Origin of the sequence: Bacteroides difficilis, assembly GCF_048319815.1 — a bacterium.
GTDB classification, from domain to species: domain Bacteria; phylum Bacteroidota; class Bacteroidia; order Bacteroidales; family Bacteroidaceae; genus Bacteroides; species Bacteroides zhangwenhongii.
This window is the reverse complement of sequence record NZ_CP182814.1, coordinates 4,360,434-4,380,605: the sequence shown is the minus strand read 5'-3', so window position 1 is coordinate 4,380,605 and position 20,172 is coordinate 4,360,434. Positions and strand designations below refer to the sequence as shown.

20 protein-coding genes, 1 tRNA gene and 1 pseudogene are annotated in these 20,172 nt (G+C 41.1%); 15 read left to right on the top strand and 7 right to left on the bottom strand.

Annotated elements, in window-relative coordinates; all coding sequences use genetic code 11:
* Positions 1-4: 4 nt before the first annotated feature.
* The 11 genes from ACNOGP_RS17300 to ACNOGP_RS17250 all read left to right on the top strand — a co-directional run bounded on the left by ACNOGP_RS17300 (position 5) and on the right by ACNOGP_RS17250 (position 11,186).
* The gene (locus ACNOGP_RS17300; protein WP_418213320.1) at positions 5-1,111 is read left to right on the top strand and encodes a sulfotransferase family protein; all 1,107 of its coding nucleotides are present in this window, start codon (positions 5-7) and stop codon (positions 1,109-1,111) included.
* 22 nt (positions 1,112-1,133) lie between these two features.
* The gene (locus tag ACNOGP_RS17295) at positions 1,134-2,102 is read left to right on the top strand and encodes a PCMD domain-containing protein (RefSeq protein WP_007759351.1); all 969 of its coding nucleotides are present in this window, start codon (positions 1,134-1,136) and stop codon (positions 2,100-2,102) included.
* 205 nt (positions 2,103-2,307) lie between these two features.
* Entirely contained in the window at positions 2,308-3,450 is a 1,143-nt protein-coding gene (locus ACNOGP_RS17290; RefSeq protein WP_418213319.1) for an OmpA family protein, read from the top strand.
* Between the two features lie 75 nt (positions 3,451-3,525).
* Entirely contained in the window at positions 3,526-3,942 is a 417-nt protein-coding gene (gene ruvX, locus ACNOGP_RS17285; protein WP_022276045.1) for a Holliday junction resolvase RuvX, read from the top strand.
* Between the two features lie 42 nt (positions 3,943-3,984).
* The gene (gene def / locus ACNOGP_RS17280) at positions 3,985-4,539 is read left to right on the top strand and encodes a peptide deformylase (RefSeq protein WP_007759354.1); all 555 of its coding nucleotides are present in this window, start codon (positions 3,985-3,987) and stop codon (positions 4,537-4,539) included.
* Positions 4,540-4,615: 76 nt separating this feature from the next.
* Positions 4,616-6,646: a tetratricopeptide repeat protein gene (locus tag ACNOGP_RS17275; protein WP_418213318.1), complete on the top strand. Its 2,031-nt coding sequence runs from the start codon at positions 4,616-4,618 to the stop codon at positions 6,644-6,646.
* An 81-nt stretch (positions 6,647-6,727) separates the two neighbouring features.
* Positions 6,728-8,668, top strand: a complete 1,941-nt coding sequence (thrS, locus tag ACNOGP_RS17270) for a threonine--tRNA ligase (RefSeq protein ID WP_007753754.1) — start codon at positions 6,728-6,730, stop codon at positions 8,666-8,668.
* Between the two features lie 71 nt (positions 8,669-8,739).
* Positions 8,740-9,342 carry a translation initiation factor IF-3 gene (gene infC / locus ACNOGP_RS17265; protein ID WP_055278283.1) on the top strand — a complete coding sequence of 201 codons (603 nt, stop codon included), beginning with the start codon at positions 8,740-8,742 and terminating at the stop codon, positions 9,340-9,342.
* Positions 9,343-9,410: 68 nt separating this feature from the next.
* Positions 9,411-9,608 carry a 50S ribosomal protein L35 gene (gene rpmI / locus ACNOGP_RS17260; protein ID WP_004326827.1) on the top strand — a complete coding sequence of 66 codons (198 nt, stop codon included), beginning with the start codon at positions 9,411-9,413 and terminating at the stop codon, positions 9,606-9,608.
* A gap of 98 nt (positions 9,609-9,706) precedes the next feature.
* Positions 9,707-10,057 (top strand): 50S ribosomal protein L20, encoded by a 351-nt coding sequence (rplT, locus tag ACNOGP_RS17255; RefSeq protein ID WP_004297540.1) that lies wholly within the window; start codon positions 9,707-9,709, stop codon positions 10,055-10,057.
* A 358-nt stretch (positions 10,058-10,415) separates the two neighbouring features.
* Positions 10,416-11,186, top strand: coding sequence for an EFR1 family ferrodoxin (locus ACNOGP_RS17250; RefSeq protein ID WP_270539160.1), 771 nt, complete (start codon positions 10,416-10,418; stop codon positions 11,184-11,186).
* Here the strand turns inward: ACNOGP_RS17250 and xpt are convergent.
* From xpt to ACNOGP_RS17215, 7 genes are all read right to left on the bottom strand, one after another.
* The gene (gene xpt, locus ACNOGP_RS17245) at positions 11,180-11,752 is read right to left on the bottom strand and encodes a xanthine phosphoribosyltransferase (protein ID WP_007753774.1); all 573 of its coding nucleotides are present in this window, start codon (positions 11,750-11,752) and stop codon (positions 11,180-11,182) included. The two genes, ACNOGP_RS17250 and xpt, sit on opposite strands and share 7 nt — an antisense overlap.
* An 89-nt stretch (positions 11,753-11,841) precedes the next feature.
* Entirely contained in the window at positions 11,842-13,149 is a 1,308-nt protein-coding gene (locus ACNOGP_RS17240) for a phenylacetate--CoA ligase (protein WP_007759373.1), read from the bottom strand.
* Positions 13,150-13,163: 14 nt separating this feature from the next.
* A complete protein-coding gene (locus ACNOGP_RS17235) occupies positions 13,164-13,745 on the bottom strand; it encodes an indolepyruvate oxidoreductase subunit beta (RefSeq protein WP_143864632.1) in 582 nt (193 codons plus the stop codon).
* 3 nt (positions 13,746-13,748) lie between these two features.
* Positions 13,749-15,341, bottom strand: coding sequence for a thiamine pyrophosphate-dependent enzyme (locus tag ACNOGP_RS17230; RefSeq protein ID WP_195475639.1), 1,593 nt, complete (start codon positions 15,339-15,341; stop codon positions 13,749-13,751).
* Positions 15,342-15,423: 82 nt separating this feature from the next.
* Complete coding sequence (mltG, locus tag ACNOGP_RS17225; protein ID WP_418213317.1) at positions 15,424-16,461, bottom strand: endolytic transglycosylase MltG; 1,038 nt, start codon at positions 16,459-16,461, stop codon at positions 15,424-15,426.
* 522 nt (positions 16,462-16,983) lie between these two features.
* The gene (locus ACNOGP_RS17220) at positions 16,984-17,952 is read right to left on the bottom strand and encodes a DNA/RNA non-specific endonuclease (RefSeq protein WP_418213316.1); all 969 of its coding nucleotides are present in this window, start codon (positions 17,950-17,952) and stop codon (positions 16,984-16,986) included.
* A gap of 28 nt (positions 17,953-17,980) precedes the next feature.
* Complete coding sequence (locus ACNOGP_RS17215) at positions 17,981-18,562, bottom strand: epoxyqueuosine reductase QueH (RefSeq protein WP_418213315.1); 582 nt, start codon at positions 18,560-18,562, stop codon at positions 17,981-17,983.
* 195 nt (positions 18,563-18,757) lie between these two features.
* Between ACNOGP_RS17215 and ACNOGP_RS17210 the strand changes: the two genes are divergently transcribed.
* The 4 genes and pseudogenes from ACNOGP_RS17210 to ACNOGP_RS17195 all read left to right on the top strand — a co-directional run bounded on the left by ACNOGP_RS17210 (position 18,758) and on the right by ACNOGP_RS17195 (position 20,168).
* Positions 18,758-18,830 (top strand) — tRNA-Thr (locus ACNOGP_RS17210).
* Between the two features lie 441 nt (positions 18,831-19,271).
* Complete coding sequence (locus tag ACNOGP_RS17205; RefSeq protein ID WP_418213314.1) at positions 19,272-19,427, top strand: hypothetical protein; 156 nt, start codon at positions 19,272-19,274, stop codon at positions 19,425-19,427.
* Positions 19,428-19,439: 12 nt separating this feature from the next.
* Positions 19,440-19,670: pseudogene (locus ACNOGP_RS17200) on the top strand (Bro-N domain-containing protein); the annotation flags it as partial.
* Between the two features lie 72 nt (positions 19,671-19,742).
* Positions 19,743-20,168 (top strand): phage antirepressor KilAC domain-containing protein, encoded by a 426-nt coding sequence (locus ACNOGP_RS17195; protein WP_418214774.1) that lies wholly within the window; start codon positions 19,743-19,745, stop codon positions 20,166-20,168.
* The last annotated feature ends 4 nt before the right edge of the window (positions 20,169-20,172 follow it).

Here is a 20,172-nt window from a genome sequence, read left to right as displayed (position 1 = left end):
AAGTATGGGATTACTCGAATTTAATAAACTTCCGATTAATACGCTGGTAGGTGCAGACTGGAAAACGTTTAAGGCTATCACTGTCGGTCGTGAAATAGATGCGGCTTACAAGGGAAAATACCGGTTGACAAAGGCGGTGTGCCGTTTACTCTCTCCATTAGCCGGATTGCAGAATAGCCGGTATGAAAAGCTATTGGCCAACCAGCCATTGGAACATGATCCGGTATTTATTCTGGGACATTGGAGAAGCGGAACTACTTTTGTTCATAATGTGTTCTCTTGCGACAAGCATTTTGGGTATAATACAACGTATCAGACTGTGTTTCCTCATTTGATGATGTGGGGGCAGCCTTTCTTTAAAAAGAATATGAGTTGGCTGATGCCGGATAAACGTCCGACCGACAATATGGAACTGGCCGTGGATCTTCCGCAGGAAGAGGAATTTGCATTGTCGAATATGATGCCTTATACTTATTATAATTTTTGGTTCTTGCCGAAATGTCAACAGGAATATGCAGACAAGTATCTGTTGTTTGATGATATTACAGACGCGGAGTTGAAAGTATTTGAAGAGGTATTTACGAAACTGATTAAGATTTCTTTGTGGAATACGCATGGTACTCAGTTCCTTAGCAAGAATCCTCCGCACACCGGCCGGGTGAAGGAATTGGTAAAGATGTTCCCGAACGCTAAGTTTATTTACTTGATGCGTAACCCGTATACGGTATTTGAATCTACACGCAGTTTCTTTACAAATACGATTCAACCGTTGAAGTTGCAGGATATCAGCAATGAACAATTGGAGGAAAATATCCTTTCTATCTATGCAAAACTTTATCATAAGTATGAATCGGACAAACAGTTTATCCCCGAAGGTAATCTGATGGAGGTGAAGTTTGAAGATTTTGAAGCAGATGCGATGGGAATGACAGAGAATATTTATAAGTCACTTTCTATTCCGGGATTCACGGAAGCGCGTGCTGACATAGAAAAGTATGTGGGTGGTAAGAAAGGATATAAAAAGAACAAGTATAAATATGATGATCGCACAATTCGTCTGGTTGAAGAGAATTGGGGATTTGCTTTAAAACAATGGGATTATAATTTATAAGAAGAAAAAAGAAAGGAAAGTAATGGTTCAGAAAATCGTTCATCGCCTGTTGATGACAGGTTTTGTTGCATTTTTTTCTTCCTTGTCTTTGATGGCGCAGCATAAAGTCGAAATGCTTCCTTTTGGAGACATGGATCAATGGGTAGACCGTCAAATAAAGGAGTCGAGCATTATTGGCGGAAATACAAAGAATGTATATGCGATAGGGCCGACCACTGTAATCAAGGGAGATCAGGTTTATAAAAATATGGGTGGTTCGCCTTGGGGTACTTCAAACGTGATGGCAAAAGTAGCCGGAATTACCAAGACGAACACATCGGTTTTCCCCGAAAAAAGAGGGAATGGATACTGTGCGCGGCTGGATACTCGTATGGAAAGTGTGAAGGTGCTGGGACTGGTCAATATCACGGTGCTGGCGGCCGGTTCTATTTTTACCGGATCGGTGCATGAACCTATTAAAGGTACTAAGAATCCACAGAAGATGCTGCAGACCGGTATTCCGTTTACTAAGAAACCGGTAGCCCTTCAGTTCGACTACAAGGTGAAGATGTCGGATCGCGAAAATCGTATCCGTGCTACCGGATTCAGTAAGATTACGGATGTTCCCGGTAAAGATTATCCCGCAGCTATTCTGTTTTTGCAGAAACGTTGGGAAGATGCGGAAGGAAACGTGTATGCGAAACGTATCGGTACAATGGTGACCTATTATTATCACTCTACGGACTGGAAGAATAATGTTTCCTATGAAATTATGTATGGTGATATTACAAGTCGTCCTGAATATAAGGCTCACATGATGCGTCTGCAGGTTACTGAAAGTTACACGGTCAATAGTAAAGGCGAAAGTGTACCTATTCATGAGGTGGCTTGGGGGGATGAGAATGACGTCCCTACCCATCTGTGTCTTCAGTTTACATCCAGTCACGGAGGGGCATATATAGGTTCTCCGGGAAATACATTATGGATTGATAATGTAAAGTTAGTATATTAAAGGTACAGCAGAAAAATAAGAATAGCCAATGATAAATTTGTCGTTGGCTATTTTTGTTTTATAAAAAAAGAATGGAGGTGTGATTTTTTACGTGATTTTTTGCGTGTATTATATTAAATATCTATATTTGCAGTAATTTTTAAGAAAATAAGTTCATCTTATTCTCTTTTTGATGGAAATATATTATTTACTAAAATAAATTGAGATGAAAAAGGGTTTATTATTTATTTTATTGGCGGCAGTTTCTGTTTGTCTGCCTGCTCAGGAAAAAGAAAAAGCAGCAACTAGCTATAGCGTAGAGACAAACCGCTTTGGAGCTAATTGGTTTATTAGCGGTGGTCTGGGAGCCCAGATGTATTTTGGAGATAATGACAGTAAGTTGGATTTTGGAAAACGACTTGCTCCTGCATTGGATATTGCTGTAGGAAAGTGGTTTACTCCCGGAATCGGTTTGCGTATTGCTTATAATGGTCTTCAGGCTAAGGGAGCTGCTTTGTTTGAAGATGATGCTTACGTAAAAGGTGGCGTTATGTCTAACGGATATTATAAGCAGAAATGGAATATCGCCAATTTTCATGGTGATGTTATGTTGAACCTTACTAATATGTTCTGCGGATATAAGGAAGACCGTCTGTATTCATTCATCCCTTATGTGGGTGCAGGATGGGTTCATTCTTGGACAAAACCGACAGATGATAATATTGGTTTTAATTTAGGTTTGATTAACCGTTTCCGTTTGTCGTCTGCTTTGGACTTCAACGTGGAAATGCGTAGTCTGTTTATGAAAAATACATTGGCTGGTGAGAATAAGGAAGCTATGTTAGGACTGACTGTAGGTGTTACTTATAAATTTAAGAAACGCGGTTGGAATGCAGTTCCTACAGTTCCGATGGTTCCGGAAAGCCAGTTGAACGATATGAGAGACAGAGTAAACGCACTGAAGGGTGAAAATGAATCTTTGAAGCGTGACTTGGTTGAAGCACGTAATAAGAAACCGGAAGTGATCGTTAAGAAAGAAGCCGGATTTGTTCCACGCCTTGTTGTAGTATTCAATATCGGTAAGAGCAATATCAGCAAGAGAGAGTACATGAATATCGAAGCTATGGCTAAGGGTATCAAGGAAAATCCAGGAAAAGTATTTACTATAACCGGATATGCTGATAAAGGTACAGGTTCTGCTGAATACAACATGAAGTTGAGTAAGAAGAGAGCTGAAGCTGTTCGTGACTTGATGGTTAACGAATTCGGAGTTCCTGCTTCTCAGTTGAAGGTTGACTATAAGGGTGGTGTTGGCAATATGTTCTATGATGATGCTAAACTGAGCCGTGTAGCAATTGTTGAAGAATAATATACATTTGAAATATTATAATAAAAGAGACGTTTCCTTTCACGGGAAGCGTCTTTTTTTGTATTTTTGTGCCCCATGAGCAGAATAGTAGCAATAGATTACGGAAGAAAACGTACAGGAATAGCTGTCAGCGACACCATGCAGCTGATTGCCAATGGCTTGACGACAGTTCCTACACATGAGCTTTTGAATTTTATCGGTGATTACATCGCTAAGGAACCGGTAGAGCGGATTATTATTGGATTGCCTAAGCAAATGAATAATGAAGTTTCGGAGAATATGAAAAATATAGAACCTTTTGTCCGTTCACTGAAAAAACGTTTTCCTGAGCTTCCTGTGGAGTATGTGGATGAGCGTTTTACCTCCGTTCTTGCGCATCGGACTATGCTGGAGGCAGGACTGAAAAAGAAAGACCGGCAGAACAAGGCTTTGGTAGATGAGATTAGCGCTACAATTATTCTGCAAACATATTTGGAAAGTAAACGTTTTTAATTTAGACAAAGAATAACTTAATTTTTTAGTAGAATATCAGATATGATTTTACCTATTTATGTATATGGCCAGCCTGTTTTAAGAAAGGTGGCAGAGGATATAACTCCGGATTATCCGAATCTGAAAGAGTTGATTGCAAATATGTTTGAAACAATGGTGCATGCGGACGGTGTAGGATTGGCTGCCCCGCAAATCGGTTTGCCAATTCGTGTTGTTACCATTACATTAGATCCGCTCTCGGAGGATTATCCTGAATTTAAAGATTTTAATAAAGCTTATATCAATCCCCACATACTAGAGGTCGGGGGAGAAGAAGTAAGTATGGAAGAAGGATGTCTGAGTCTGCCGGGTATCCATGAGACAGTGAAAAGAGGAGATAAGATTCGCGTGAAATATATGGACGAGAATTTTGTGGAACACGAGGAAGTTGTAGAAGGCTATCTGGCTCGCGTAATGCAACATGAATTCGACCATTTGGACGGTAAGATGTTTATTGATCATATTTCTCCACTTCGTAAGCAAATGATTAAGGGAAAACTGAATACGATGTTGAAGGGGAAAGCTCGCAGTTCTTATAAGATGAAACAGGTAAAATAAAGATAAAAAACGTTTATATCCCTGTTAAGTAAACGAAAAGCATTATTTTTGCTTCGTTTACAAGTATAAAATGTCGATGATAAAGAGAATATTAACAGTATTATTACTGTTCCCCACACTGGTATGTGCTCAGATAAATACGGATCGGGTGATGACTATCGCCCGAAACGCTCTTTATTTTGAGGATTATGTACTTTCCATTCAGTACTTCAACCAGGTAATTAACGCTAAACCTTATTTGTATGAGCCTTATTTTTTCAGGGCTTTGGCCAAACTGAATCTGGAAGATTTTCAAGGTGCGGAAGCAGACTGTGATGCGGCTATCCAACGCAATCCGTTTGTGGTAGGTGCTTATCAGATTCGTGGCCTTGCCAGAATCCGTCAGAGCAAATTTGACGGGGCTATTGAAGATTATCAGAAGGCTTTGCATTATGATCCGGAGAATATCACTCTGTGGCATAATTTAACGTTATCTCATATTCAGAAAAAGGATTATAATTCAGCAAAAGAGGATCTGGAAAGTTTGCTGAAAGTGTCTCCCCGTTATACACGTGCTTATTTAATGAGGGGGGAAGTGTCTTTGCAGCAGAAGGACACCATTGCTGCCTTGACCGATTTCAATAAGGCGCTTGAATTGGATAAATATGATCCGGACGCATGGGCTGCACGGGCAATTGTGAAATTGCAGCAATCCAAATATGCAGAGGCGGAATCGGACTTTGACCGGGCTATTCATTTAAGTGCGAAGAATGCCGGAAATTATATTAATCGTGCATTGGCAAGATTTCATCAGAATAATCTGAGAGGTGCTATGAGTGACTATGATTTGGCATTGGATATTGATCCCAATAACTTTATCGGACATTATAATCGTGGTCTGCTTCGTGCACGGGTAGGGGACGACAACCGGGCAATTGAGGACTTTGATTTTGTCATTCAAATGGAACCGGATAATATGATGGCTGTCTTTAATCGTGGTTTGCTCCGTGCGCAGACAGGTGATTATCGTGGGGCCATACAAGACTATACGACTGTTATCAATCAGTATCCTAACTTTTTGGCCGGATATTATCAGCGTTCGGAAGCCCGTAGAAAAATTGGGGATAAGAAAGGAGCGGAACAAGATGAGTTTAAGGTCATGAAAGCCCAGATTGACAAGCAGAACGGTGTGACTAATAAGGATGTTGCCCAGAATAAAGATAAAGCGGACGGAAGTGGAGATGAAGATGGAGAAAAAACACGTAAGAAGTCGGATAAGGATATGAATAACTATCGTAAGATAGTAATTGCCGATGACTCTGAAGCCGAACAGCGCTATACGAGTGATTATCGTGGACGTGTGCAGGACAAGAATGTAAATATCACACTGGAACCCATGTTTGCTTTGACTTATTATGAGAAAATGAGTGACGTGAAACGTTCGGTGAATTTCCACAAGTATATTGAGGACTTGAACCGTACGGGAATCCTCTCTAAACGTCTCCGTATTACGAATATGGAAGCTCCGTTGACAGAAGAACAGGTGAAATTCCATTTTGCTTTGATCGATACACATACATCCGCTATCGTGGCTGATGAAAAGAGCGCTCCGAAGCGTTTTGCCCGTGCGATTGACTTCTATCTGGTACAGGACTTCTCAAGTGCTGTGGCTGACTTGACACAGACGATTCTGTTGGACGGTGATTTCTTCCCGGCTTATTTTATGCGTGCGCTTATCCGCTGTAAGCAACTGGAATATCAGAAGGCGGAACAAGCCGCCGAAACGGATATTCCGGGTGATAAACGTAAAGAGATTACTGCGGTTGATTATGAAGTAGTAAGGAAAGACCTGGACAAGGTGATCAATCTGGCGCCGGACTTTGTTTATGCTTACTATAACCGTGCGAATGTCTCTGCTATGCTGAAGGACTACCGGGCTGCTATTGCCGATTATGACAAGGCGATCGAGCTGAATCCCGATTTTGCGGATGCTTACTTTAATAGAGGTCTTACCCATATATTTTTAGGTAATAACAAACTGGGCATTTCTGATTTAAGTAAAGCCGGTGAGTTGGGTATTGTTTCTGCTTATAACGTGATCAAACGTTTTACGGATCAGACGGAATAACATTTATTTGATAAAAAATGGAAAACTCAAAAGATTTACTTACTTTTGCGTTCAAATTGTGAAAATATAACATCATCTATTATGATAAAGATAAAATTTCCCGATGGCTCTGTTCGTGAATATAACGAAGGAGTGAACGGTTTACAGATTGCAGAAAGTATCAGTTCGCGTTTGGCACAAGATGTTTTGGCTTGTGGCGTGAATGGCGAGACTTATGATTTAGGACGTCCTATTAATGAAGATGCTGATTTCGTGCTTTATAAATGGGATGATGAAGAAGGCAAACATGCTTTTTGGCATACAAGTGCTCACTTGTTGGCTGAAGCTTTGCAGGAACTTTATCCGGGCATTCAGTTCGGTATCGGTCCGGCCATTGAAAACGGATTCTATTATGATGTAGATCCGGGAGAAGCGGTAATCAAGGAAAGTGATCTGCCTGCTATTGAAGCTAAGATGCAGGAACTGGCTGCCAAGAAAGAGGATGTAGTCAGAGAGAGCATTGCCAAAGCGGATGCATTGAAGATGTTTGGCGATCGTGGGGAAACTTATAAATGTGAGTTGATTTCCGAATTGGAAGACGGACATATTACTACTTATACGCAAGGGGCATTTACTGATCTTTGCCGTGGTCCTCACTTGATGACGACTGCTCCGATCAAAGCTATCAAACTGACTACGGTAGCCGGTGCATATTGGCGTGGTCAGGAAGACCGTAAGATGTTGACACGTATTTATGGTATCACGTTCCCGAAGAAGAAAATGCTGGATGAGTATCTGGTATTGTTGGAAGAAGCCAAAAAACGTGACCACCGTAAGATCGGCAAGGAGATGCAGTTGTTCATGTTCTCGGAGACGGTAGGAAAGGGACTTCCGATGTGGTTGCCGAAAGGTACTGCATTACGTCTGCGCTTGCAGGAATTCTTGCGTCGTATCCAGACTCGCTATGACTATCAGGAAGTAATCACTCCGCCGATTGGCAACAAGTTACTGTATGTGACTTCCGGTCACTATGCAAAATATGGCAAAGACGCTTTCCAGCCTATTCATACTCCGGAAGAAGGAGAAGAGTACTTCTTGAAACCGATGAACTGCCCTCACCATTGTGAGATTTATAAGAACTTCCCGCGTTCATACAAAGACCTTCCATTGCGTATTGCTGAATTTGGAACAGTTTGTCGTTATGAACAAAGTGGTGAGTTGCACGGTTTAACTCGTGTACGTAGCTTTACGCAGGATGACGCTCATATTTTCTGTCGCCCGGATCAGGTAAAAGATGAATTCCTTCGTGTAATGGATATCATCTCTATTGTGTTCCGTTCTATGAATTTCCAGAATTTTGAGGCTCAGATATCATTGCGCGATAAAGTAAACCGCGAAAAATATATTGGTAGCGATGATAATTGGGAAAAGGCAGAGCAGGCTATTATCGAGGCTTGTGAAGAAAAAGGATTACCTGCTAAGATTGAATATGGTGAAGCGGCTTTCTACGGTCCTAAGCTTGACTTTATGGTGAAAGATGCAATCGGTCGTCGCTGGCAGTTGGGTACTATCCAGGTAGATTATAACTTGCCGGAACGTTTTGAACTGGAATATATGGGATCTGATAATCAGAAACACCGTCCGGTTATGATCCATCGTGCACCGTTCGGATCAATGGAGCGCTTTGTTGCTGTGCTGATTGAACATACCGCCGGTAAGTTCCCATTGTGGTTGACACCCGACCAAGTTGCTATTCTGCCGATCAGTGAGAAGTTTAATGAATATGCGGAACAAGTGAAGATGTATCTGAAAACTCACGAAATCCGTGCGATTGTAGATGACCGTAACGAAAAAATAGGTCGCAAGATCCGTGATAATGAGATGAAACGTATTCCTTATATGCTGATTGTCGGCGAAAAAGAAGCAGAAAATGGTGAAGTTTCTGTTCGTAGACAAGGCGAAGGGGATAAGGGAACCATGAAATTTGAAGAATTTGCTAAAATTTTGAACGAAGAAGTTCAGAATATGATAAATAAATGGTAACTTTGCAGCCGTTTCATGATAAATATTTAGTAGAACAATAAAAAGATCAAACTAGGAAGTAAACGTTTTTAATGAAGAATGACACTTTTAAAGGGCAATACAGAATCAACGAACAGATTCGTGCCAAAGAAGTCCGCATTGTAGGCGACGATATTGAACCGAAAGTATATCCTATCTTTCAAGCCTTGAAAATGGCCGAAGAGAAAGAATTGGATTTAGTGGAAATTTCTCCTAATGCTCAACCCCCTGTTTGTCGTATTATTGATTACTCTAAATTTCTTTATCAATTAAAGAAACGCCAGAAGGAACAAAAAGCGAAGCAGGTTAAGGTCAATGTAAAAGAGATCCGTTTCGGACCTCAGACAGATGATCATGATTACAACTTCAAGTTGAAGCATGCTAAGGGCTTTTTGGAAGATGGAGATAAGGTGAAGGCTTATGTGTTTTTTAAGGGACGTTCCATCCTTTTTAAGGAGCAAGGTGAAGTTCTTTTGCTTCGTTTTGCCAACGACCTTGAAGATTACGCGAAAGTAGATCAGATGCCTATACTTGAGGGAAAGCGTATGACTATACAACTTTCTCCGAAAAAGAAAGAGGCAGCTAAAAAGCCGGCAGCACCGAAACCTGCCGCTCCTGTGCAGAAAGCTGAAAAGCCGGAAGCTGAGGAAGAATAAGAGAAAATGCGTAACGCGCAGGTATAGTGCGTTGCCATTATATATTTAATAATTTAAAAATAAGTAAGATGCCAAAGATGAAGACTAACTCCGGTTCTAAAAAAAGGTTTACCCTTACCGGAACAGGTAAAATCAAAAGAAAGCACGCTTTTCACAGTCACATTTTGACTAAGAAAACTAAGAAGAGAAAAAGAAATCTGTGCTACTCTACAACTGTTGATACAACAAATGTAAGCCAGGTTAAGGAACTCTTAGCAATGAAGTAATCAAAAGCGTAAAAGTATTATTAAAGTATTAACCGAATGCATTAGCCTGAAGTTCGCTGCGTGAAGTAGCGGCGCTAACATTCAAAAAAAGTAAAACTATGCCAAGATCAGTAAATCATGTTGCTTCAAAAGCAAGAAGAAAGAAAATTTTGAAATTAACCAGAGGTTACTTTGGTGCAAGAAAGAATGTATGGACCGTAGCTAAAAACACTTGGGAAAAGGGTTTGACTTACGCGTTCCGTGACCGTAGAAATAAGAAAAGAAACTTCCGCGCTCTTTGGATACAGCGTATCAATGCAGCAGCACGTCTTGAAGGAATGTCTTATTCTAAATTGATGGGCGGTCTGCACAAAGCCGGTATTGAAATAAATCGTAAGGTTTTGGCTGATTTAGCTATGAATCACCCGGAAGCTTTCAAAGCTGTGGTTGCTAAAGCAAAAGCTGCTTAAAACTCAACAGTTTATGAATTACAAAGTGTCAGTTGCTAGGCTAGTAACTGGCACTTTTTCTTTGCACGACAGTGAAAACAGAATAAAAAAAATGTTAGTAGGTAAACAAAATCCTTTTTTTTCTTGCTAATATCAAGGATTCTTATTACATTTGTGATACAAAAATATTAGCCGTATCGACTGGATCGGGAAACTCTTCAAATTAATCTGATGCACCGAGAAAGCTTCGTTCTTCAATGGCGGGCCACATCCTTCGGGACAGCTTTAAGCCGGTGGATTACAAAGAGGGCGAGCGCTCAAATCTTGTTCTATCAGAGTTTCATCACATCGTCGGTACGGCTTTCTTATATACTTTTCTATGATATTTTATTTCTCAGGTACAGGTAATTCAAAGTGGATCGCTAATCAGCTGTCTAAGGAACAAAAAGAGGATTTAGTTTTCATTCCCGATGCATTGAGGAGTGGAGTGTTGGAGTTTTGTCTCAAAGAGGAAGAGACGATCGGATTCGTGTTTCCTATTTACTCGTGGGCGCCTCCTGAGATTGTATTAAGCTTTATTCAAAAACTATCACTGAAGGGGTACAGAGGCCAGTATTTGTTCTTTGTATGTTCTTGTGGAGATGATACCGGCCTGACTCAACAGGTTCTGACGAAAGCGTTCAGGCATAAGGGATGGGAATGTCATGCCGGCTTTTCAGTCACCATGCCTAACAATTATGTATTGCTTCCGGGATTTGATGTGGATAGCGAGGAACTAGAGAGGAAGAAGTTGGCAGAGAGCGTCGCGGAACTTAAAAGGATAAATACTTTGATCAGTAAAAGAGAACACTTGTTTTCCTGCCACGAAGGCAGTATTCCTTTTATCAAAACGAGAATAATCAATCCTTTATTCAATCGTTTCCAAATGTCACCTAAGCATTTCTATGTAACAGATGACTGTATCGGATGTAGGCGTTGTGAGAAGAATTGTCCGATGGAGAATATTACTATGTCAGAAGGGAGGCCGGTCTGGGGAATGAATTGCACCTCATGCCTGGCATGTTACCATGTATGTCCCCGGCAAGCGGTGCAATATGGGAAAAGAACAAAAGGGAAGGGGCAGTATTTCAATCCCAATTCCGGCTATTGATCTTTGATTTTAATGCTGCAATGAGATAGGTCTTCGATGATTGCAAGGCTTTCTACTCTGACACCCTGCTCTTCCAGCACTTTGCGTCCGTTTTGGAATGCTTTTTCAATGATGAATCCCATTCCTACCAGATTTGCTCCGGACTGCTTAATGAGATCAAGAACACCTAATGCCGCATTTCCGTATGCAAGGAAGTCATCTACAAAAAGTATGTTGTCATTTGGAGTCAGAAAATCGGAGCTGATAACAACTTCGTAATCACGGTCTTTTGTAAACGAGTGGACGGTGGTACTTAGTGCATTCTGAATCGTTTTGGGAGATTTCTTTTTGGCAAATACAACAGGCAAATCCATCAGGTAACCTGTCATGATAGCCGGAGCAATGCCACTGGCTTCTATTGTCATGATTTTATTTACGTTTGTGGCTGCAAAACGGCGGACAAATTCGACTCCGATTGATTTCATCAGAACAGGATCCATCTGGTGGTTGATAAAACTATCCACTTTCAGAATACCTCCTTCGTAACATTTTCCATCTTGCAGAATTCTTTTTTTGAGTAATTGCATATAATCTGATATTAATTAATAATGTGCTAATATGCCATTCCGGATGATGAAACAAAGGACGGCATATTAGCACATGAACTATTTTAGTCTTACTTGTTATCTCTTAAATCTTTCACGCGAACGGCTTTCCCCTCGCTTTGAGGTAGAGAACCTTTCTTAACCAGTTTTACTTTGGGAGTAACCAGGATTTCGTCTTTCAGTTGACGGGTAATATCCTTGCGTATTTTCTCCAATTCAATATAATTGTCGGTAGAAAGATCGCTCAGTTCCACTTCAACAATCATTTCATCCTGATTATTGATTGTTTCCAGCGTAATTAAATAGTTGCTGCCCAATTCGGGGAATTGTACCAGGATTTTCTCTACCTGCATCGGGAAAATATTGACTCCCTTGATGATAAACATATCGTCACTACGTCCTTTAATCCGGTCAATACGGATATGTGTACGACCGCAAGGGCATTTTCCCGGAAGAATACGGGTTAAGTCGCGGGTACGATAACGGATGAGCGGCATCATTTCCCGATCAAGGGTAGTGAGTACTAATTCTCCGGTTTCTCCTTCAGGAACAGGTTCGCCTGTTTCTGGATCAATGATTTCTACTAAGTAGCAATCCTCCCAAAAGTGCATTCCGTTCTGTTCCAGACATTCGAAAGCAACACCGGGACCGTTCATTTCCGTCATACCGAAACTGTTGTATGCTTTCACACCCAACATCCGCTCTATTTTCCGACGTTGTTCATCTGTATGGGGCTCTGCACCGATTACCAAAGTTTTCAGTGTGGTGCCTCTTGGGTCTAGTCCTTCTTCCTGAAAGACCTCTGCAAGACGAATGGCATAGCTTGGTATGGCATGCAGAGCGGTTGTCTTAAAGTCATTGATGAATTTAATCTGCCGCTTGCTGTTACCGGCTGCGGCAGGAACGGTAAGACAGCCCAGACGTTCGGCGCCATATTGGAACCCTAGTCCTCCTGTAAACATTCCATATCCTGAACTATTCTGAAAAACATCTGTTTTACGGATTCCTACCGTATATAGGCAGCGGGCTACCAGATTTGCCCAAGAATCAAGGTCGTGTTGTGAGTGAACGATAACTGTCGGATTTCCGGTAGTACCACTGGAAGAGTGAATACGCACACCATCATTCCTCATATCTCCCGCCACCAGTCCGAAAGGGTAGTGGGCACGCATATCGGCTTTGGTCGTGAACGGTACTTTACGGATATCATCCAGCGATTGTATGCTGTCTGAGGTGATACCATGTTTACTGAAAACCTCCTTGTAGTATGGAGCGTTTGCAGCGATACTGATTGTTTTCTTCAAGCGTTGAAGCTGCAATTCCTGCAACTTCTCCCGACTCATGGTTTCTATTTCTTCTTCCCAGTATTGTGTACTCATGGCAGTCTCTATTATTACATAAGCTTTTCCGCAATTTCCTTGCCGGCAGCCAATGCTTTAAGATTCATTTCTACAATTGCTTCCCCTTTACGTTGGAAAATCTCACGAATGCTGTCCTGCACTTTTGCGTAGTCAATGCCAAGAAATGGAATTGTTGCTCCCAACAGGACGATATTGGCTACCCGTGCGGAACCGGCTTCTTTGGCAACTTTATCTACATTCAATACTATCTTATGAGGTAGTTTGTTGATTTCTGCCATTACTTTGTCCGTTTCCGGATAGTTGGGAATATTGACAAAAGGAGTTTCATTAGTTACCAGCCACCCTTCAGAGCTAAGGTAAGGAAGATATCGAAGGCCTTCCATAGGTTCCAGTGAGATAATAAGATCACATTTGCCGGAAGGAATCAAATCGGAAGCAATCGGCTGATCGCTGATGCGGAGGTTGGATTGAACGTCTCCTCCGCGCTGGCTCATTCCGTGCACTTCTGCTTGTTTCATATAAAGTCCTTCCTTTAAAGCGGCTTTACCGATTACGGTAGCAATGGACAAAATACCCTGTCCGCCTACTCCTGATAATATAATATCTTTTTTCATGGTTTACTTGCTTCTTTTTTTACGTGCTAATGTCTGGATACACTCTCTGCGTGGAATAATGACAGATACGCCACGATATTCGATTTCTTCGCGTATGATCTGTTTCATCTCTTCGTAATTCTTCTTCAAAGGAACAACCACTCTGATATGGGCGGGCTCTACACCGAGACCTGCACAGATTGCTTCGATACGTCCGGTTCCTGCAGAATCTTGCCCGCCTGTCATAGCGGTAGTCTCGTTGTCGGATATTACAATTGTCACATTGGCGTTTTCATTTACGCAGTCTAATAATCCCGTCATACCCGAATGAGTGAATGTGGAGTCGCCGATAACGGCTACGGCCGGAAACAGGCCTCCGTCGGCTGCACCTTTTGCCATAGTGATAGAAGCACCCATATCTACGCATGAGTTGATAGCATTGAATGGCGCATTTGCTCCCAGTGTATAACAGCCGATGTCACTGAATACTTTATGGGCGGGATATTCCTCTTTGAGCACTTCAGTCAATGTGGTATACATATCGCGATGGCCGCAACCTTCACAAAGTGCGGGCGGACGCATCTCTACCACAGACGGAATGCCAAATTCGGATTTGTTCTCTTTGCCTACCGCACGGGCTACCGAGTCAGGATTCAGTTCTCCGTCTTGCGACAAAGTGCCGTCTAAACGTCCTTTTACCTTTATACCAATACCCAGATAACCTTTCAGTTGTTTTTCTACAAAAGGTTGACCGTCTTCCAAAACAAGAATCTCATCGCAAGACTCTACCAACTGATGGAGTTGCTTTTTCGGCAGTGGATATTGTCCGATTTTGAGTACCGGATATTCACAGCCTTCGGGGTAGTTTTCCATCAGGTAATTGTAGCCGATACCACATGCGATGATTCCTAGTTTCTTGTTAGGACCATCTGTATATTTGTTGTACGGTGATTCTTCGGAGGCCTTTATGAACTCATCTTGACGTGAAAGTAATACTTTATAGCGTTTGCGGGCATTTCCCGGCAACAGGATGAATTGACGCGGGTCGTTGCTGAATGATATTTCATTCTGTGGTTTCTGTTCCTTGCGTTCTACTCCGGAACGGGAATGCGCAAGACGGGTTACCATACGCATTAAAATAGGTTCTCCCATTTTCTCGGAGAATTCAAAACCGCTGTACACCATGTCATACGCTTCCTGCTGATTGCTGGGTTCGTACATAGGGATGAGGGAGAAATCTCCGTAGAAACGGCTGTCTTGCTCGTTCTGTGAGGAGTGCATACTAGGATCGTCTGCCGCTATCACAATCAGTCCGCCTTTCACGCCGGTGATGGCAGAGTTGACAAAACAGTCGGCGGCCACATTCATACCTACATGCTTCATGCAGACTAAGGCCCGCTTGCCGACGAAAGACATACCTAAAGCAGCCTCCATCGCTGTTTTTTCGTTGGCACACCAACGGTTATGTATATTCCGTTCGGTCGTTATCGGGGCCATCTGAATATATTCCGTAATCTCAGTTGAAGGAGTACCGGGATAGGCATAAACACCTGAGAGTCCGGCATCCAATGCAGCTTGTGCAATGGCTTCATCGCCAAGTAAGAGTTGCTTGCTCATATATTTCTTTTTATTTAGTGTTGATCACAGTTTGTTATTCTATCGGGCAAAGATAGGCTTTTCAGTTCGTTTTATCACAAATTTACTTGAAAATCTTTCTTTCATTCAGTGCTTTCCAATATTTTCTTGCATTTGCCATGTGTTCGGCATAATTGGATGCGAAATTGTGAGTCCCGGAAAAGTCCTCTTTGGCACACATATAAATATAGTTGTGCTTGGTATAATTCAATACACTGTCTATCCCTTTTTTAGAGGGGATACGGATAGGTCCGGGAGGTAATCCGGTATTTATATATGTGTTATATGGCGAATCGATTTTCAAATGCTCGTTCGTAATACGTCGCAGACCAAAATCCTGTAGGGCAAATTTGATTGTCGGGTCTGCTTGCAGGGGCATATCTTTGTGCAGGCGGTTGATGTATAATCCGGCTACCATTGGCTTTTCTTCATTATTATTGGTCTCTTCTTCAACGATGGAAGCAAGTGTGCTGACTTCTTCCGGTGTCATACCGATCGCAGTGGCTTGTGCCAACCGTTCTTTGTTCCAGAAACGTTCATGTTCCTTTCTCATACGTTCGATTAATTCATCCGCACTCATATCCCAGTATACTTGGTAGGTTTCGGGAATGAAAAGACCGGGCAAGGTTGCTTCTGTGTATCCTAGTCGGGCTTGAACGATGGAATCAAACAACCGGCGGGCAATCTCGGCAGAATCGATCATTAACTGTTTGCCCATACTTCGTGCCAGTCGTTCTAAAGTACGGACACTTCCGACTGTGAGATTCATCGGCTCTTGGTAACCTCTGGAAAAACGGCTGTATACATGGTATACATTGTCGTTCGGACGGATGGCATAACGTCCCGTGTGTATATTCTGTTCGAGATTTTTGTATTTGGCCATCCAATGGAATCCGGCGAGTTTGTTGACATATCCGAACTTTTTTATTTTATTGGTAATAGAATCGGCCGTATCGTCCCGGTCTACGTAAATGTATACGGTTTTGGACGGATGGAATTGGGGAGCAAACAGGTAGTAATAAATAGTCCCTCCTGCAATAGCGCAAAGTAAAAATGTTCCAATCAGAATGGATAATAAAATAGTTCTCTTTTTTTTCTTCATCTTATGAGACGTTATTTTTGCAGCGTCAAAGATAAGAAGAATTTGAATAGGAGTGGTTTCTTTCTGAGATGAATCTTTCTTCTGCAACATTTTTGTCTTTATATTAAGTATTATACCCGGAAAAACAAAAATGTCACATCGCTGATAATTAGATGTTTATGGGTAAAAATAGGGCTAAATTAAGATAAGTTCACAAAAAACGTCTAGATGTTTTTAGCTTTTTGAGAACAAAAAATGCATTTTTTTCTGCAATGCTTTGTCACTGAGTTACTTATATGATTTTATAGCTATTAATACTGTTCTATTGGGTTACAGTTGAACAACAGTGGAGAAGGACAAGTGCAATTGACAGGTTGCACAACAGTATCACGCTGGTTGCTCAACAGTAACAGCTTAATATCTCGGCAGGTTTTATTAATATGCCGCAAGGTTTTATTAATATACCACCGGATTTTATTTATTGGTAAAGAAGAAATCAATCGGTTCACTGCATGATTTTAAGATATAATACGGTATTTCTGATTAATTCGGCCATTGGAAATAATCAGCTTCTGCTTCTATCTTGTTTTCTATTTCATCGGGAAGGGCCGCAAAGAAATCCATGTTTGTAAGATGTTCAATGCTATCTATTGTCACTGCGTATGTAGAAAGTGGCTCTACTGACTGTTTATTGTTGAATAAGAAACCGATAGCCCGCATAGGCTTTACGAAAGGGGAGAGGATTACCTTGAAAAACTTTTGGGGCACTACAACTTTATTTTTTCCGATCGTTTTGGGTTGTCCGGTTATAATAGGTCCGCATATAATGATAATGGCGCTGTCTGCTATCGCCCAATCCCGGATTTTCTCTTCCAGATTTTTCCAACCTCTTCTGTTTAATTGCGGGTGTTGCGGACACATATTGCTGAAGTAAAATGATTCTTTCATAGCTTGCGGACTCCATTTCATATCTGCAGCCGGTGCCATGTGTCCTTTGTCGTATCCCGAATGTGCATAGTCTGTATTGGTTGCTATCAAGCCTCTGACCTGCGGGTCGGTAATAAAACGGTTACTTCTTTTCTCCTTTCCCTTTGTTTCTTTACGAGTCAATTCGTATGAAACCCAATTGGGGAGTTTTAAATCTTTATTGTAAGAAACAGTGTATCCGGTGTGATGGATGATCTGTTCTTGACGTCGGGTGAGTGACACCGGTATTTCCAACTCTTTAATTGTCAGATTTTTACCTCCCGACTTATTGTTCTCCGGTTTCGTACCTTTCTTTTTTTTATCTTCCGGCTTCTTGTTCTCCTGCTTTTTGTCAGATGAAGTTTGAAATGATGTGCTGGTCTGTGGCTTTTCTTTTTGAGAAGTATCAATGCCCTGACAATATAAATAAACGCCGTAAAGAATAGGTATAAGTATAATGATGGTGATAATACATCCCAATTTATAATTGGAACGTGATTCTTTTTTGAATAATTTTCTGTTTTTGCCTTTCTTTTTTCGATTCATTGGTTTGCAGGTGGTAATGGGGTTGTTTTTATTCTTCTTTTCTCATGCTGAATTCGCAACCGCAATATTGTTGATTGTAAAAATTATATTCTTTGATGATTGCGATGCGTCGTTCACTTAATCCGCCTTTACGCCAATTCTGTTCCCAATATGTGACATCAGGATAATGTGTCATGGCATATCGTCCGGCTTCATTTATCTGTTCCAGGCTTTTCCAACGGCTGGAAGCAAGGGTGGTGGTAATTACGGAGAAACCATGCTCGTGGGCATAACGGGCGGTTTCCAACAAGCGGCTCTTGAAGCAACGCAGGCAACGTCCTCCTCTTTCGGGTTCCTGTTCCATTCCTGCCATTTGGCAGCGCCAGGCTTCGTGGTCATAGTCGGCGTCTACAATTTCCAGTCCTAATGATTGCGTATAACGGGTGCATTCATCTTTTCTTATGTTGTATTCTTCCTGTGGGAAAATATTGGGATTGCAATAGTAAATGACAGGGGTTATATTGTGTTGCATCAGACATTCGATGATAGCTGACGAACAAGGAGCGCAACAAGTATGAAGTAAGATTTTGTCGGCCTCTCCCGGAACTTCGAGTTGGAATTTCTTTTTCATGCGGTAAAGTTAGTATATATTTTGTCATACCATGCAACACTTTATAATTTATTCACAGGCGGAATTATCATTGATTATTGGGACAAAAAGTATCGAAAACAAAAGTTGTTATAAAAATAGCTCAAAAAATAGGCGGATTCTTTTTGTAGTTTCAAATAAAGCTGTAATTTTGCACGCCGTAAACGAGAGACAAATGCCGCTATAGCTCAGTTGGTAGAGCAACGCATTCGTAACGCGTAGGTCGCCAGTTCAAGTCTGGCTAGCGGCTCTCAAGTAAAACGCTGATTATTAATTGTTTAATCAGCGTTTCTCTTTTTTGAAAATTCAATTCCGAATAAAAAAACATAAATCTGCGTATATATTTGCACAAAATTGTATAGTAGAATTGTGTTTTGATTATTCGACTATGGCAACAATCAGATTAACAATTTTAAGTTCCATTAAGGAACATGATGGTAGGCTTCCCATCTTAGTCTGCATTTCCCAAAAGAAAGAACGTGCCTACATAAAAACAGAGTTTCTGTTAGATGATATTGCAGAATTCGATAACGGTAAAGTCGCTTACCGGAAGGATGCGAACGTCATGAATAAAAGGCTTGAATTTTCGAATCCCTGCTTGCTACAAATTCAGTCAAAAAAAAATCTTCAATAGTGGAATTGACTGAACCGCTATTGAAGATAGTTTATTAACATTAATACCGTTATAAGTATGAATGTATCTAATTACAGCAGCAAAGTTAGTGAAAAATTTCCTGCCTGCAATAGTGTGAATACATCAAATGTAAATCACACAAGTGAAATCAAAGCGTATAATCATCCGTTGTTCGGAAATGTACGTATGTTTGTGGATAACGGCAAGCCGTAGTTTTGCGCAACTGACATTGCGATTTCGCTTGGGTATTTAAATTCCCAAAAAGCAATCAAAGATCATTGTAAATCAGCCGGGGTAACGATTCGTTCAGTAGGGGTACAGACAGGCATAAAGGGTGATGGTACTCCAGCAATACAAAACTTTGATATGAGATTTATCAGTGAAGGCAATATTTACCGTCTAATTGCGAAAAGCCAATTACCTAAAGCCGAAGAATTTGAAAGTTGGATATTTGATGATCTTGTACCTACTGTTATTAATACCGGCAGTTATTCTCTCCAGGTTCCCCAATCTTTCAGTGAAGCTCTCATGCTTGCAGCGCAACAGCAAATGAGAATAGAAGAACAGCAAAAAGAACTTGTATTAAAGGATGAAGTAATAGCGGATAAAGACGCTCAAATAATAGAACTTGAAAAAGAATCAGAGTACACAAGGATAATACTTCAAAGTAAGTCTACTGTACTGGTTACTCAGATAGCGCAAGACTATGGAATGACCGCAAGAAAATTTAATGCTTTGCTTCGTGATTTAGGGATACAACACAAGGTTCGCAACCAATGGATGCTATATAGTCAGTACATAAATAAGGGGTATGTTCATAGTGCTACTCATAATTTCACTCATAGAGATGGGAATCCAGATGTAAGCCTTAATACTGAATGGACACAGAAAGGAAGACTGTTTCTTTATGAGGAACTAAGAAAGAATGAGATCCTGCCTTTAATCGAGCAGTAAAGTA